The 15415-nt window shown below is 72.7% G+C and carries 11 protein-coding genes and 2 tRNA genes; 2 read left to right on the forward strand and 11 right to left on the reverse strand.

Translation table 11 applies throughout. From position 1 onward, the window contains the following. Positions 1 to 8: 8 nt before the first annotated feature. Positions 9 to 85: transfer RNA gene (locus B086_RS0133585), tRNA-Pro, on the reverse strand. A 417-nt stretch (positions 86 to 502) separates the two neighbouring features. Between B086_RS0133585 and B086_RS0133590 the strand changes: the two genes are divergently transcribed. Beyond that, a tRNA-Gly gene (locus B086_RS0133590) sits at positions 503 to 576 on the forward strand. Between the two features lie 125 nt (positions 577 to 701). Here the strand turns inward: B086_RS0133590 and B086_RS0133595 are convergent. After that, entirely contained in the window at positions 702 to 896 is a 195-nt protein-coding gene (locus B086_RS0133595) for a hypothetical protein (protein ID WP_037854478.1), read from the reverse strand. Positions 897 to 1358: 462 nt separating this feature from the next. Between B086_RS0133595 and B086_RS0133600 the strand changes: the two genes are divergently transcribed. After that, positions 1359 to 2591, forward strand: a complete 1233-nt coding sequence (locus tag B086_RS0133600; protein WP_018570828.1) for an acyltransferase family protein — start codon at positions 1359 to 1361, stop codon at positions 2589 to 2591. A 22-nt stretch (positions 2592 to 2613) separates the two neighbouring features. Here B086_RS0133600 and B086_RS0133605 read toward each other — a convergent pair whose 3' ends face one another. The 9 genes from B086_RS0133605 to B086_RS0133645 form a co-directional block, all read right to left on the reverse strand. Continuing rightward, positions 2614 to 4044 carry a DUF6177 family protein gene (locus B086_RS0133605; protein WP_018570829.1) on the reverse strand — a complete coding sequence of 477 codons (1431 nt, stop codon included), beginning with the start codon at positions 4042 to 4044 and terminating at the stop codon, positions 2614 to 2616. Positions 4045 to 4051: 7 nt separating this feature from the next. After that, positions 4052 to 8029 carry a type VII secretion protein EccC gene (locus B086_RS0133610; protein ID WP_018570830.1) on the reverse strand — a complete coding sequence of 1326 codons (3978 nt, stop codon included), beginning with the start codon at positions 8027 to 8029 and terminating at the stop codon, positions 4052 to 4054. Positions 8030 to 8072: 43 nt separating this feature from the next. Further along, complete coding sequence (locus tag B086_RS45785; protein WP_018570831.1) at positions 8073 to 9482, reverse strand: MinD/ParA family ATP-binding protein; 1410 nt, start codon at positions 9480 to 9482, stop codon at positions 8073 to 8075. A gap of 70 nt (positions 9483 to 9552) precedes the next feature. Then, a complete protein-coding gene (gene eccD / locus B086_RS0133620; RefSeq protein ID WP_018570832.1) occupies positions 9553 to 10908 on the reverse strand; it encodes a type VII secretion integral membrane protein EccD in 1356 nt (451 codons plus the stop codon). A 75-nt stretch (positions 10909 to 10983) separates the two neighbouring features. Beyond that, a complete protein-coding gene (locus tag B086_RS0133625; RefSeq protein ID WP_018570833.1) occupies positions 10984 to 11298 on the reverse strand; it encodes a hypothetical protein in 315 nt (104 codons plus the stop codon). A gap of 109 nt (positions 11299 to 11407) precedes the next feature. Beyond that, positions 11408 to 11851 (reverse strand): HD domain-containing protein, encoded by a 444-nt coding sequence (locus tag B086_RS0133630; protein WP_037874364.1) that lies wholly within the window; start codon positions 11849 to 11851, stop codon positions 11408 to 11410. A 272-nt stretch (positions 11852 to 12123) separates the two neighbouring features. Then, the gene (locus tag B086_RS0133635) at positions 12124 to 12528 is read right to left on the reverse strand and encodes a hypothetical protein (protein ID WP_037874365.1); all 405 of its coding nucleotides are present in this window, start codon (positions 12526 to 12528) and stop codon (positions 12124 to 12126) included. 40 nt (positions 12529 to 12568) lie between these two features. Further along, the gene (locus tag B086_RS0133640; protein WP_018570836.1) at positions 12569 to 15031 is read right to left on the reverse strand and encodes an ADP-ribosyltransferase; all 2463 of its coding nucleotides are present in this window, start codon (positions 15029 to 15031) and stop codon (positions 12569 to 12571) included. Further along, positions 15028 to 15414: a DUF6507 family protein gene (locus B086_RS0133645; RefSeq protein WP_026253039.1), complete on the reverse strand. Its 387-nt coding sequence runs from the start codon at positions 15412 to 15414 to the stop codon at positions 15028 to 15030. Before B086_RS0133645 ends, B086_RS0133640 begins: the two co-directional genes overlap by 4 nt. Position 15415 lies beyond the last annotated feature (1 nt).

Below are 15415 nucleotides of genomic sequence, written 5' to 3' on the forward strand. Positions count from 1 at the left end.
CCGGCGAGTGGTCGGGGTGGCGGGATTTGAACCCACGGCCTTCCGCTCCCAAAGCGGACGCGCTACCAAGCTGCGCCACACCCCGTCTGGTGCGACACGTAGGGTACATGCCCGCAGGCGGTACGGCCGCCGCATTTCCCGCCCGCCGAGCCGCCCTCCCCCGGCAGGCGGCGCACCCGCCGCACCCACCCGCTCACCCGGCGCGCGGACAGTACGTACGCGGACCGTACGTATACGCCTTACGTACCCATGGAGGGCGGCGACTGGGGGACACGGGCCGCCGGACGCGCGGGGCGCCTGCTCCGCCGGGCTGGATTCCCGGCCACCGCGTACGCCCGGCCGGGTGCCGGACGGGCGGGCCGGGCGGGCCGGACGCGGACACCGCCCCTCGGGACGGCCCGCGCGCGCGACCGCTCCGCAAGGGGGTGTGCGGGGACGGGGCGCGACCCGCTACGATGCCTGTGTGCCGCGGTCGGTCTCCGACCGGCGGCGCGTGTTGTGTGCGGGCGTAGCTCAATGGTAGAGCCCCAGTCTTCCAAACTGGCTACGCGGGTTCGATTCCCGTCGCCCGCTCCAGGACGGCTCGGGGCCGGTCCGGGGATCGTTTCCCGGGTCGGCCCCGAGGTGGTTTCCCGGGTGCGCCGCCGGGGTGCGGTGGGCGCGGGCAGGGACCGGCCCCGTGGGACCGGTCGGCCACCGGCTCAGAAGTTGATCGAGTTGATCGTGTCCGCTATCGAGTTCATGAAGCGGTTGATCGACGGGGCCATGCCGGTGGAGGCCAGGAAGAAGCCGAAGAGCACGGCGACGATGGCGGGGCCGGCCTTGATGGAGCCGCCCCGGAGCAGCACCACCAGGATGATCGCCAACAGCAGCACCACTGACAGTGAAATGGCCACAACTGATCACACCTTCGATCGGTCCGCTCTCCCGCCGGGTGCCCGTCCCACGCCCCCGCTGGAACCATCGTGCCACCAACACGGGCCGCCTATGCCGTGCCTGACGCATCATCGGCCGGGTCTGTGACACGCGCGGCACCCGGGACGGCGGTGCGGGCCGGGCTCCATGGGGCCGCGGGGCGGTGACCGGCGGTGCGGCCGCCGCGACAGCGGAGGTTTCCGTTTCGATGTCTGCACATTTCGTTCGCCGGTAATTCGAATTGTTGTCGCCGGGCGGTGGGCCGCGCGTCAACTCCTCCTGAACGATCCCGACATCAAGGGCTCACGCCCCTGTCGTCATGTGGTGGGCGACACCCCGCAGGACGGGAATTCCCGGCCGCATCCGGGGCAGCCGCCGCGCAGAGCCGGGATCGCCGACGGAGGTTCCGCGAATCGCGCACGGTCGACGCTAAGGTGCCTGAGATGTTCCACGCTGCCTCCTCCCCCGGCCAGAACAGAACCCCCCTCCCCCCGGCCCAGGCACCGGACGCCGCCGCTCCGGTGCCGCACAGACCCGGTGACGGTGCCGGGCGGTCCGGAAAGCAGCGCGATCCGTTCTTCGACAATGCGAAGTATCTGGCCATCGTGCTGGTGGCATTGGGGCATTCCTGGGCGCCGGTCATGAGCGGCAACCGGTTCCTCGAAGGCGCGTACAACGTCGTGTACACCTTCCACATGCCGGCGTTCGTCATCATTTCCGGCTTCTTCTCCCGCGATTTCGATCTGCGGCCGAGCCGGCTGAAACGGCTGATCACCGGGATCGTCGTGCCCTACGTCGTCTTCGAGACGGCGTATTCACTCTTCCGGGTCTTCGTCGGGCGTTCCGGCGACCACGCGATCAGCCTTCTCGAACCGTGGTACCTGACCTGGTTCCTGTGCGCGCTGTTCATCTGGCGGGTGACGGCTCCGGTGTGGAAGCTGGTGCGCCACCCCCTGGCGGTGGCCCTCGGGATCGCGATGCTGGCGTCGGTGTCACCGGCCATGGGCGGCTCGCTCGACCTGCCGCGCGTGCTCCAGTTCCTGCCCTGCTTCGTGCTGGGGCTCTGCCTGCGGCCCGAGCACTTCCGGCTGGTGCGCCGCCGTGCGGCACGGCTGGTGGCGGTCCCGGTGTTCGCGGTGGCGCTCCTGGCCGGCTGGTGGACCGTGCCGGACCTCAACACCGCGTGGGTCTACCGCAACGGCGCCGCGCAGGACCTGGGCGCGCCGTGGTGGGCCGGGCCGGTGATGGTGCTGCTGCTGTTCGCCGGGTCGGTGCTGCTGACCGGCTGCTTCCTGGCGCTGGTGCCGGGGCGCCGGATGTGGTGCACCGCCCTCGGCACGGGCACGCTGTACGGCTATCTGCTGCACGGTTTCGTGATCAAGGGCGTGCTGTACGCGGGCTGGTTCGAGACGGCGTGGCTGCACCGGCCGCTCGGCGCGCTCGTGGTCACCGTGGTCGCGGCGGGCGGGGTCACGCTGCTGTGCACCCGGCCGGTGCGCGGCGTCTTCCGGTGTGTCGTGGAGCCGCGGATGGACTGGGCCTTCCGCCGGGACACCGCCGGGAGCGGGACGGCGACGGACGGCCGGGGCAGCGGGCGGCCGGGCGGCAGCGACAACGGCAGTGGGCCCACCGGAACCGCCGGTGCCGCCGGGCGCGGCGCCGCGCTGGTCCGCTGAGCCGTCCGCCCCGCGCCCGGCGTCAGGCCGGCGGCTCGCCCTTCAGGTGCCGCATCAGCCGCTCGAAGTGCTGCCAGCCCGACAGGTCGGACGGGTCGCCGGGGAAGGGGTAGTACAGCGCCGGACGGGTGCGCGGGCCCAGTTCGCGCGGACGCCGGTCGAGCGGGGTGTTGCGGGCGCGGTCGCCGGGCATGGCCCGTACCTCCTCGGCGCCCAGGACGAAGGCGTACGGGACTCCCGGGCCCTCGAAGCGCGGGGGCACCGACAGGTCGCGGCGAGCCCTGCGGATCTGCACCAGCATGGACTGGAGGTCGTGCCGGGTGGCGAGGATCTCGGCGGCGCGCGGCACCGCCTCGTGGGGGATCTCCTCGCCGGGGCCGAAGCCGAACGCCAGGGTGACGTCCTCCTCGACGCCGCCCTTGGTGCGGCTGACCCGGACCGTGGCGAGGGCGGGGCGTTCGGGGCTGCCGACGACGACGAACCAGGTCGGCGCGGGGGCCCGTTCGTGGGCGACGTCGGTGAACTGGCGCAGCGACCACGGCAGGTTGGCGGGTTCCTCGGTGCCCCAGCCGGCCGGCGGCTCGCCGGTGATCTCGCGCCAGACGGCCTCCAGGGCGCCGCCGAGGACGAGCCGGTCGTCGGCGGGATGGATCGCCCGGTAGGAGACGGCGAGCTGGCGTTCACCGGTGTCGGCGGTGTCCCGGGTGAAGGCGGCGGCCAGCGGCGTACGCGGGTCCTCGGGGGTGGCCTGCGGGGACTCGACGGTCACGAACAGGCCGTTGTTCCACTCCAGTACGGCGCCGGACAGGCCGTCGTAGTAGCCGTCCCGCTCGTCCTGGACGACCCAGCGCGAGGGCCAGCCGGGCAGGGCGTTGCGGACCGCCGGGGAGAGCCGGGTGCCGGCCGGGGTGACGATCTGGAGGCCGAGCTGGGCCTCGGCCGCCGCGCGGAAGGCGTCGGCGAGCCAGGCGGACAGGGCGACCACCGGCCGGTCCTGGATGACCACGGCGACCTTGTCGGTGAGGACGTCCACGGCGGGCTGGGCCGCGGCGGGCACCGGGACGGCGCTCACCCCGTCGGTCTTCACCACGGCCAGCGAGCGGGCGGCCTGGGGCGGCCAGGCGGTGCCGCCGACGAGGGTGGCGAGCCGGGCCGCGAAGGTGCCGGCCAGTTCCTCGCCCTCCTTGACGCCGGTGGTGGCGCGGGCCTCGGTCCACCAGTACGGCACCTCGGGCTCGCTCGCGCCGAGCAGCCGCTGCGCCTCGCCCCTGACCTGGACGAGCAGCGGCGCCTCCACGGTGACGAGGGGGCGGCCCTGCTCGTCGCACAGGCGCACCACGGCGCCCCCGTCCTCGGCGCCGACCAGCTTGTCGGGGCCGCCGGAGAGCAGGCCCGCGATCACGCTCAGCGGATCGGGCATCTTCTGGGTGAGGGTGACGACGTCCTTGGTCATGGCTGGTTCACCTGTTCCCGGCGTAGACGGTCTGGATCAGCCGGTTCGGCTCGCCCCTGCGCACCAGCACGCCGCGGCCGGGCGGCTGCTGGCTCGCGTACACGCCGGGGAAGAGCTGGCCCTCGCTGCGGTCGCCGGACATCACCAGCGCCGTGGAGCCGGACTCGCGCAGCCCCTGGAGCAGCGGTTCGTACAGGCCGCGCGAGGCGCCCGCGACCCGGCGGGTGAGGACGAAGTGCAGGCCGATGTCGACGGCGGAGGGGATGTACGGCACGAAGGGGGCGAGCGGCTGCTGTCCCGCGGTGGTCAGGACGTCGTAGTCGTCGACGAGGATCACGATGCGCGGGCCCGAGCCCCAGCTGCCGGGCTCCAGGTCGGCGGGGTCGGCGCTCTCGTCGGGCAGCCGCTTGTCCAGTTCGCCCGCGATGCCGTGGGCCAGCGCACCGGCCAGCTTGGCGTTGTAGGCGTAGCCGCCGCGGTACTCCTCGGGGACGGCGCCGCGCAGTCCGCGGCGCGGGTCGAAGACGCCGAAGACCAGCTCGTCGTCGCCGTGGCGTTCGATCAGGCCCTCGACGACGACCTTGAGCAGGTTGGTCTTGCCGCACTCGCTGTCGCCCATGATCATCAGGTGCTGGTCGTGCGCGAACAGGTCCAGCGGGACGGGCGCCAGCTTCGTCTGGTCCAGGCCGATGGGCACGCGGCGCGGTTCGGCGGCCGGGCCGGGCAGCAGGTGCGGTTCCAGCAGGTGCGGCAGCACCCGGACGGGCTGGGCGACCTCGCCGGTCCAGGTGGCGCGGACGGTACGGGCCGTGCGCTCCAGGACGGCGCCGAGTTCGGCTCTGTCGCCGAGGCCGTCGGTGCGGGGCAGCGCGACCTGCGCGAAGAGCTTGCCGTCGGTGAGGACGCGGCCCTTCTCCTCCGGGGAGAGGGTCTCGGCGAGCTTGCGGTCGACGCTGGACTCGGTGGGGTCGTTCAGCCGCAGTTCGACGCGGGTGCCGAACTGGGACTGGGTGGCGATCCGCACGTCGTTCCAGCGCAGCATGCCCGCGACCACGTGGATGCCGTAGCCGCTGCCGCGCTTGAGGATGTCGACGACCGCGTCGTCCAGGTCCTCGAAGTCGTCGCGCAGGGCGCCGAAGCCGTCGATGAGCAGCACGATCTCGGTGGAGGCCAGCTCGGGCAGCCGGCCCGCGGCGCGCAGGGTGCGCAGCTGCTCCAGGGAGTCGATGTTGTGGACGCGGAACAGTTCCTCGCGCTGGTCGAGCATGCCGCGCACCGAGTCGATGGTGCGGGCGGCGCGCTCGCGGTCGGCGCGGCCGGCGACACCGCCGACGTGTGGCAGTCCGGCGAGCGCCTGGAGGCCGCCGCCGACCAGGTCGAGGCCGTAGACGCCGACCTCCTGCGGGGTGTGGGTGAGCGCCAGGGACAGGGCGAGGGTGCGCAGCAGGGTGGTCTTGCCGGACTGCGGGCCGCCGATGACGGCGGCGTGGCCGCCCGCGACGGTGAGGTCCAGGTACCACTGGCCCTGCCACTGCTTGGTCGGGTCGTCCAGCAGGCCGAGGGGCACCCGGAGCGGCCCGCGCCGCCCGGCGAGCTGCATGCCGCGCGCGCCCACCTCGACGGGTCCGGCGACCTGGTCGAGGGCGACGGCGTCGGGCAGCGGGGGCAGCCAGATCCGGCGTACGGTGCGGGCCCCGGCGTCCTCGATCTGCTGGACCAGGACGCCCATCTCGGTGGGTCCGGTCTCGCGGCGCCGCATCTGCGGTTCCTCGGCCCCGGCGGACTCGTCCTGGCCGAGGGTGTTGTACGCCGCGTACTCCAGGGCCAGCGGCCCGGTGTCCTCGGTCTCGCGCTCCACCGGGCCGCGGTAGGCGCCGGACACATAGCTCGCCTTGAACCGCTCGTAGTGGCTGGTGTCGACCTTGAGGTAGCCGAAGCCGGGCAGCGGGGGCAGGTGGAAGGCGTCGGTGGTGTCCAGGACCGTACGGGACTCGTCGGCGGAGAAGGTGCGCAGGCCGAGCCGGTAGGACAGATAGGTGTCCAGGCCCTTGAGCTTGCCGCCCTCGATGCGCTGGCTGGACAGCAGCAGGTGCACGCCGATGGACCGGCCGATCCGGCCGATGGACAGGAACAGGTCGATGAAGTCGGGCTTGGCGGTGAGGAGTTCGCCGAACTCGTCGATGACGACGAACAGGTGCGGCAGCGGTTCGAGGTCGGGGCGCTTCTCGGCGCGCAGGGCGGCGTAGTGCCCGATGTCGGCGACGTTCCCGGCGTCCTTGAGGACCTGCTGGCGGCGCTTGACCTCACCGGCGAGGGAGGCGTGGACGCGTTCGACGAGACCGGCCTGGTTCTCCAGGTTGGTGATGACTCCGGCGACGTGCGGCAGGTCGGCGAACGGGGCGAAGGTCGCGCCGCCCTTGTAGTCGACGAGGACGAGCGCGAGGTCGTCCGGCGGGTGGGTGGCGACCAGGGCGAGCACCAGGGTGCGCAGCAGCTCGGACTTGCCGGAGCCGGTGGCGCCGACGCACAGGCCGTGCGGGCCCATGCCCAGCTCGGAGGACTCCTTGAGGTCGAGCAGGACCGGCTCGTGGGCGTCGCTGACGCCGATCGGGACGCGCAGGAAGGCACGTTCGCCGCGCGGCGCCCACAGCCGGTCCAGGTCGAGGCGGGCGACGTCGTCGATGCCGAGGAGTTCGGCGAAGTCGACGGGCCCGGTCAGCGGGGCGTCGGCCATGGACTCGGCGGACAGCCGCAGCGGGGCGAGCATCCGGGCCAGGCCCTCGGCGAAGGGCACGCCGACCTCGTCGACGGTGCCGTGGGCGCTGACCGGTTCGGCCTCGCGCAGGTCCTCGATGAGGATGCGGTCGCCGTCGACGGTGATGCGCACGCCGACGCTGCCGGGCTCCTGGACGCGTTCGTCGAGCAGGTGCAGCACGGTGACGCCCATCTCGCGCAGGCCCACCGCGTCGTCGGGGCGCGGCAGTTCGACGGCGTCGGCGCCGTGTCCGTCGGCGACCACGAGGAGCCGGGAGGTCATGGCCAGGGCGTCCGGGCCGGACAGTCCGCGCCGCACCTCGGCGGCGTAGGAGGCGCGGCGGCGCAGCTCGGCGCCGGTCTGCCGGGCGAGCTGGGGCAGCGAGGGCGCGATGCGGCGGGCGGCGACGGGCCCGTCGAACTGCTCGGGGTCGAGCAGGTGCGGCAGCCACTTGGCCCATTCCCAGTCGGCGATCCGGTCGCCGGGGGCGGCCAGTGCCATGGCGACGTCGTCGGGGGCGTGGGTGGCGGCGGTCTGCACCATCAGGGCGCGGGCCACCCGCAGGGTGTCCTCGCGGGGGCCGATGACGCTGATGTTGCCGACCCGGTCGAGCGGGACGGTGAGGGGCAGTTCGGTGCCGCTGCTGAAGCGGGACATCAGCGCGGACGCCTCGTTCAGCATGAACTGGTCGGGCGGGGTGAGCACGGAGGAGCCCTGCTGGGCCACCTTCAGGTCCCGTACGGGCATCTCGCCGGTGCCGACCCGCACCCGCAGGAAGTCCCCGTCCACGCGGCGCCGCTCCCACAGCCGGGCCGGGTCGCGCACGATGTCGTAGAGGGCGTCCGGCGGCGGGTTGAGCACCTGGGCGCGTTCGCGCCGCTCGCGTTCCTCCCCGGACAGCTCCTCGCGCAGGTCCTCCAGATAGGCGAGGTACGCCTCGCGCTGGGTGCGGCGGGTGCGCTGGGCCTTGCCGCGCTGGGAGAAGACCAGCGTCATCGAACCGGCCAGGGTGACGACGAGGATGATCGCGCCCAGACCGGCGAACTGGCTGTTGCGCACGACCGTCATCATCACGACGGAGGACATCACACCGGCCACCGGCAGCAGCGAGGTCGCGATGGAACCGGCCTTGCCCTCGGGCAGGTTGGGCGGCGCCTCTATGGTGCGCGGTTCGGGGGCCGCCGCGGGCCGGGTGGTCCGGGCGGGCCGGTGGATCAGTCGGGTGCTCATCGTGGGTGCCTCGTCGTCCTCAAGTGCCCTTCGGCTACGGGGTTCAGCGGCGTGTCTGGGACAGCCGGAAGACCTCGGCGGCCAGTTCGGTGGCGGCCTGCCGGGTGGCGCGGGCGAGCAGGTCGGTGCGGATCGCGCCGCCGGCCGCCAGATGCCGGTCGTAGGGCAGGACGCGCACGCTCGCACCGGTCTCCTTCAGCTGCCCGGCCGCCTTGTCCAGGTCGAGCCCGGTGTGCGGCACGGTCTCGGTGAGCAGGACGACGGTGGAGGTGGTGACGGACCGGGGCAGGCCGCGCATCCACTCCAGGACGGCGTGCGTGCTGGCCAGGCCCTCCAGGGTGGCGGGCACGGTGAGCACCCGGGCCTGGGCGGCGGACAGCGCGGTGCGGGCGACCTCGGCGGGCAGCGTCTCGCAGTCCACGACGGTCACGCCGAAGTAGCGGCGCAGCGACACCATGACGCGCTCGTAGCCGCGGGTGTCGAGCATCGCGCCGACCTGGCCCTGGCTGCCGGGCAGCAGCCAGGCGTTGTCGGGCAGCTGGACCAGGTAGCCGGTCACGTCCAGCAGGGACATCTGCGGTTCGACCAGTCCGGCGAGGTCGCCGGTGGTCCAGCGCAGGCTCTCGGCGCCCAGGCGCAGCGGCAGCGAGCCGAGCGCCGGGTCGGCCTCCACGACCAGCACCGGGTCCTGCCGGTAGTGCGCGTAGGTGGTGGAGAGCAGCGCGGCGACGGTGGTCTTGCCGGAACCGCCGCGGATGGAGGTCACGGCGATCTGCCGGCCGGTGGTGACGGCCTGCTGGAGCACCTCGGCGACGGCGGTGGTCTCGGCGACCTCGCGCGCGGCCGAGGAGGACACGGTACGGCGCACCGCGCGCAGCGCCCGCGCCGCGAACGGCTCGCCGCGGCGCGGCTTGCCCCCGGTGGCGGCCAGCCGCTTGTCGACCACGGGACGCGAGTCGGGGGTGGCGCCGCGCTGTGGGGAGCCGGGGTACTGGGCGGCGGCCGGGCGGGCGGCGGCGGGCTGGTGGGGTGCGGCGGGCTGCTGGGGCTGGTACGGCTGCTGGGCCTGCTGCGGCTGGTACGGCTGCTGGGCCTGCGGGTGCTGGTACGGCTGCGGGGCCTGCGCCTGCGCCGGGAAGGCGGCCGGGGCCTGGCCCTCGGCGGGGAAGGCGGGCTGGGGCTGGGCCGGGTAGGGGGCGGCCTGGGCCTGCGGGTCGGCGGGGGCCTGGGCGTGCGGGTAGCCGTACGCCGGTGCGGGGCCCTGGGCCTCCGCCGGTGTCTGCGGGTGCGGGTAGCCGTACGCCGGTGCGGGCGCCTGGGCCGGCCCCGGGGGCTGATGGCCCTCCGGCCCCGCCGGTCGCGGCGCCGCGGTCTCCTCCTGCGGGCCGCGCCGGGGCGCGGTGTTCCTCAAGTCGCGCAGCACGTCGTTCTGCCAGTTGTCCCCGTTGGGCATGTCGCCTTCTTCCCCGCCTCGTCGTCCCGCCCGGAGCGCCGGCGCGTCGTCCGTGAGTGGTCCGTGAGTCTCAGAACTTGTCGAGCAGTTGCCCGTAGATGCCGAACACGCCGACGGCGAGCGGGAAGAGCCCGATCACGCCGAGGGACTCGATCAGGTCGGCGAACCGGCGCAGCCGCACCCGTACGTGCTCGGGCGGCTCCACCGCGAGGACGAGCAGCGGCAGCAGCCCGGCCGCGCCGAGCAGCACCAGCGCGCCCGCGCCGCCCGCGTGGTGCAGCCACAGCACCGCCAGCCGCACGACGAGCACGGCCGCCGCCGCGAGCAGCGCCACGACCTCCGCGACCAGCGGGAAGGCCCGCGCCCGCGACAGCAGGACGACGGCCGTCAGCGCGGCCAGCGCCACCGTCCACACGGTCGGTTCGTGGGCGGTGGTCAGCAGCCAGCCGCCGGCCGCGGCCGAGACCGCGGTGACCACCGTGGCCAGGGCGAGTCCGCGGTGGGTGGCGGCGAGCGCGTTGGCGACCTGGTGCCGGCTGACCGAGACGCCCGAGGAGCGCCGGTCGTCGAGTCCGGTGAGCCCGGACGCCATCAGCGCGAGGCGGGGCAGCAGGCCGAGCAGCACGACGGAGAAGACCGCCATCACCGCGCCGAGCCGGTCCGGCCGGTCCTGGAGCGCGGCGACGGCCTCCCACACGACGGCGATCGCGGCCGCCGCACCGGCGCCGACGAGCCCGCCGCGGCCGAGGGGCGAGAAGTACGCGAGGAGGACGAGGGTGACCACCAGGGCCGCGACGACACCGGCCAGCCGGGCGGTCCCGGACCAGCCGTAGGCGTCGGCGGCGGTCCAGGCGGTGAGCAGCCCGAGTCCGCCGGTGGCGAGCAGCAGCGCGGTGGCGAGCCCCCGGTTGCCCTGGCCGATCCGGGCCACCAGGGCACCGGCGACCAGGCAGACCACGGTGACGGCCGCGAGGGCGGTGGTGACGCTCTCCAGCGCGAACTCGCGCCGGGCGAGCACACCCGCGGCCACCGTGAAGCCGACCGTGGCGACCCCGGCGCTGGCCCGGCGCGCGGCCGGGCGCCAGCGCCAGGCGCGCAGGTCGAGGTCGTCGGCGACCTGGTCGGTGACGTCGTGCACGACCGGGGCCGGCGGCGCGGCGTGGGCGCGCACGAGCTGGAGGACGGCGCCGTCGGGGATCCCGGCCGAGGACAGGGTCGCGTCGTGCGGCAGGACCGAGCCGTCGGAGGTGATCAGCTGCCGGGTGGCCGGGCGGGTGGAGGCCCGGTCGTCGAGCAGCCGCAGGATGTCGGGGAGCAGTTGGCCGATCGGGGTGTCCGACGGCAGGACGATGTCGGCGCGTCGGCGTTCACCGACCAGGGTGACCCGGCTCAGCTGGGTCCGGGACGTCGTTGCTGTGCTCACCACTCACCGGAACCTATCATCGCGTCTTCTCCGTCACGGGTCCGCGTGACGTGACCATGGTGACCACGCACATCGTCTTCACGGCTTCTCCGTAGCCTTGGCGCCGCCGGTCGCCGAAGGGGCCGGCGTACCCGACGGGTTGTACATCTGCTCCTGCTGTTGCTGCTGCTTCTTCTGGTCGGCCTTCTGCTTGGCCAGGGTCGCCTGGAGGAACGACCAGCCGACGCAGCCCGCGCACAGGACGGCGGCGATGGCGATGCCCGCGAAGACCTTGCCGAGCCGTTCGTCGACCGTGCGCCGTCCGCGCTGCGCGCCGAACAGCAGGGCGTCGCGCATCCGGCGCCGACGCACCGCCACCGACTCGAGCAGCTGGCTGTCGTAGTCCCGTGCCATCCCGTCGTCCTGTGCAGTAGCTGTTTGCTGTGACCGTGTCTCGTGGCTCCGCGCCCGTGTCCGTGCCCGTGTCCGTCGCCCGTGCCGGTGCCCGTCGTGCGCGCGTCCGTCAGTCGTCCGGGCCGAGTCCGAGGTGGCCGCGCATCGTGGCGTACTTGTGCGCGAGCCGCCGTGCGGTGGGCTCGTCCAGTGCGGCCAGGCGCCGCGGGTCGGCGTTGTGCGCGAGGTCGGCCGCCTTGACCAGACGGGCGCCGGGCACGGCCAGGATCCGGCGCGCGTACGCCTCCGGCTCCTCGCCCGGCCGCTTGGTCACGGCCCGTACGGCGTCCTTGGTACGGGCGGGCAGCGGGGCCGCGTCGAGCCACTCCTCGCTGAGCGCGCCGTCCTCCAGGGCATCGTGCAGCCAGGCGGCGGCGACCAGGTCGTCACCTCCGCCGCGGGCGCGGACGCCCTCGGCGACGGCCGACAGGTGCTCGGCGTACGGCCGTCCGGCCTTGTCCGTCTGCCCGGCGTGCGCGGCACGGGCGACGGCCTCGACCTCGGCCGGGCTCATCACCGCCCCGGCGCGCACCGGCGCCTGCGCCCGCCCCGTCCGGGGCGGCCTTTCCTGCGGCATCGCGGATCCCCCTACTTCGCTTCCGCAACATATGGCATGGACGGGCCGCCCGTACACCCGGGGTGGAGCCCCGCGGCCCCTTCCCCCGTGCCCTGACGGGCAGCGTGCCACGTACCCGGCGAGACCGCCACGGCATCCGGCGGACCGGGCCCGGCGGCCGGGGCGGACGTTCCTTCACAAAGGCAGCTCACCCGTCGAGAGGCGGGAGTTCAGTCGCCTTTGGCGAGGGCTTCGACGGCCGCTGCGTTCGGTGCATCCGCCAGGGAGCCAGACAGGGGGCGGCCCTTGCCGCCCGGCTCGGGGTCGCCGTACAGCTCCGCAAGGGCCTGGGAGGGGCGGGCTCCCCGTTCCTTGGCCGCGCGCAGCCGACGGCCCCAGGATCCGCCCTCGTTCACGCCACGAGGACCGGCCGCCTGCCGGGGCTCGTAGGCGGCGGCGTCATCCTCGTCACCGGCCCACACATAACCGAGAATCGCTCCGCTCTGCTTGTCGACTACCGTGAAATACCGCACCGGCTTCTCGGTCCAGTCCTGATAGCGAGGCGGGCCACCCGCCCTCTCCACGAACCTCAGGTCGTCTTCCAAGCGCGGGTTGACCGGCTGTTCACTGCTCATGAAGTCCACGTTCCTTTACCTGTGCCGACACTCAACGAGGTTACGGCCTCGGGAGGACCTCACCGTAAACATGCCACTTGCCCGCGTCGTCCATGAAGACCCGCGTCACCTTGTAGTCCGTACCGCGGGCAAGAAGGATTTCCCGCTCTCCCGGGTTGGCTGAGATGTGGTCGATCCAGAGAGCAGGCGTGCCCTTGGGGACCCTCCAGTGCATGACCACCGGTTTGTACCTGAACGCTGGCGGCACCGTCTCGCCGAACGCCGTGGAGGTGTAGGCGAGATCTCCGAAGACACGGCCTTCCATCTCGAGGGGCGACCTCAAATTGAGGTGGTCGATGCCGGTGCCTCGGATGACCATGACGTCCTCGGGCACCGGCCGGGTGCCCATCACCTCGTCCATGTTGTCAATGGTGTCCAGGATGTGCTGGGACACGTCCATCCCGGAGCGGAGGTGGCCGTTGATCTGTGTGTAGTAATGATCGCTGTAGGTGTACAGCGCGTCCCTGGCGTCCGGATCGAGGTCGTCCAGGAAATCGTTCCAGTAACTGTCGCCGTACGCCTGACCCGCCTCGTCGCTGAAGCTGGGCTCCAGGTTCGTGCCGGGCGTCAGTTCGGCCGCGGCCACCGCGTGCTTCTCCGCGTCGGTGGCCAGGTTGTCGAACTCGTCCCCCGACATGAGGGGCTTGTACTCGAACGGTTCCCCGGTGCCGTGTCCCGGCACGTCCGGGTGGTCGTGGACCGGGGTCGCCGGGGCGTCGGCGCCGTGGTGCGCGGTGGCGTCGAGGACCGGGTGGTCGAGGTCCACGTGGTCGCCCACGTGCGAGGCGTCGTCGGCGTGGCCGTCCGTGTGGTGGCCGCCGCCGTGGTGGTCGGTGTGGTCACCGCCGCCGTGCTCGGTGTGTCCCGTGCCGTCGTGGCCATGCCCCTGGCCGTGGCCGTTCGGCGCGTCCGAGGTGTGGCCGTGCCCGCCGCTGCCCGGGACGTCGTGCGTGGGGACGTCGTGGGTCGGCGTGTGCGCCGGGGTGTGGTCGTACGAGGCCGGGGCGTGGTCGTAGGACGACGGCGGCGGCGTGTGGTCGTACGCGGACGGCGGGACCGTGTGGTCGTACGTCGACGGTGACGGCGTGTGGCCGTAGTGCGCGGCCGGGTCGGTCGTGTGGGACACGCCGTCCGCGCCGGTGTGTACGCCCGCGTGGACGGGCTGCTGTCCGTGGATCGTCCAGCTGTCGGGAAGGCCGGGGACCTTCGGGGCGTTCGGGACGGTCTCGTGCGGGACCGGTGTGGTCTCGGGGATGCCGTTGGGGGCCGTGATGTTGCCGTGCGGGTCCAGCAGCCGTCCGTCGGGCAGGTGGACCGAGCCGTCCGGCAGCGTCGGCATATCGATCTTGCCGATGCCCTTCAGGGCCTTGGTGATGTCCCCGATCTTCGACAGGCCCGCACCCGCGCCCTTGGCGACATACGTCATCGGGTCGATGACCTTGCCCGCCTTGCCCGCCACCGACAGCACCTTCGCGACCGCGCCGGCCTTGCCCGCACCCGACGCCGCACCCCCCGCACCACCCGTGAACACCGTGGTCAGCACATTGAAGGTGACCGCACCGGCCGCACGCGCGGGGTTCTTGCCCCACTCGTCCCACGCCACCAGCGCCTTGCCCGTCTCCTTCATCGCCGTACGCGAATCACGGATCCAGGAGGGGAGTTTGTCGTCGGGCAGTGCCCAGAAGAGGGTGCCCAGGCCCGGCAACGAGGTCAGGACCAGGCCGGTGGCGAGTTGCGCGAGGCCCTTCCACGCCTGCCCCATCGCCTCCCAGCCGCCGAAACCGACCAGCGTCCCCAGGCCCTTGATCGTGCCCCACACACCGTCCACGATCAGGCCGTCCCACACGAACGACTTGACCCAGTGACCCACCTCGTACCAGTGATGCTTCTCCTCGACCGGGTCGCCCCAGGGAAGCTTCGCGTTCTTCAGGTCATCCGCGTTGAACCCGTACTGGTCCTTGCGGTCGGATCCGTCCCCCGCGACCATCTGCGTACCGTGGAACAGCGCGGTGATCTTGTTGTGGCAGGTGCGTTCCGCCGCCCAGAACGCCGCGACCGTCCGCGTGATCTCGTCCCGGATCCGGTTGTGATGATCAACCTTGTCACCGTCGTACTGCCAGTCGTCGTCATCCTTCACCGAGTTGACGAACGTCGTCGCTTCGCTCTTCAGGTCCTCCAGCTTCTTGACGAGCGGGCGGATCTCCGTCGCGTATCCCGACAGGGCTCCCGACACGGACTCCAGGCCGGTGGCGAACGTGTCGGCGCGGTCCTTCACGGGCTTGGTCGACGCGAACAACTGCTCCGCCTCCGGAGCCGTGTAATACGCCGACAGTCCCTGGAACTTCGTATGAACGTCCTGACCGGTCGAACGGAAATGGCCCGCATCCGCCTTCAGGTTCCCGTACGCCTTCTCCAGCAGCCCCAGATCACCCGTGAACTGCGGAATCTCCTCAGGCTTGATCACCTCTCGCCCACCCCAGGAGCATCCAGCTTCGGCGCCTTCAACGCAGCACGCTGCGCACGCGCCGCCATCTCCTCGTCACCATTCAGATACGCCGTCGTCGCATCCACCACACCCTGCAACGACTTACCCGCCCGCGCCGCCACGAACTGAAGATCCTTCGACGCATGCTCCGCCCACTGCGACAGAGCCAACGCCACCAGACCCCCCTGCCCCTTACCGTCCTTACCCCCGCCGGAATCCGCCGAGATCGTCCCCGCATACGTCGCCGCCGACGTCAGATGCTCCCCGAACGCCTTCCCGTACGTCTCCAGATGCGACGCCGACTCACCCGTCGTCTTCAACACACCCGAAATACCCTGCGGCTTCAGATCCCAGCCCGACACC

Source organism: Streptomyces sp. PsTaAH-124, assembly GCF_000373685.1.
GTDB classification, from domain to species: Bacteria; Actinomycetota; Actinomycetes; order Streptomycetales; family Streptomycetaceae; genus Streptomyces; species Streptomyces andamanensis.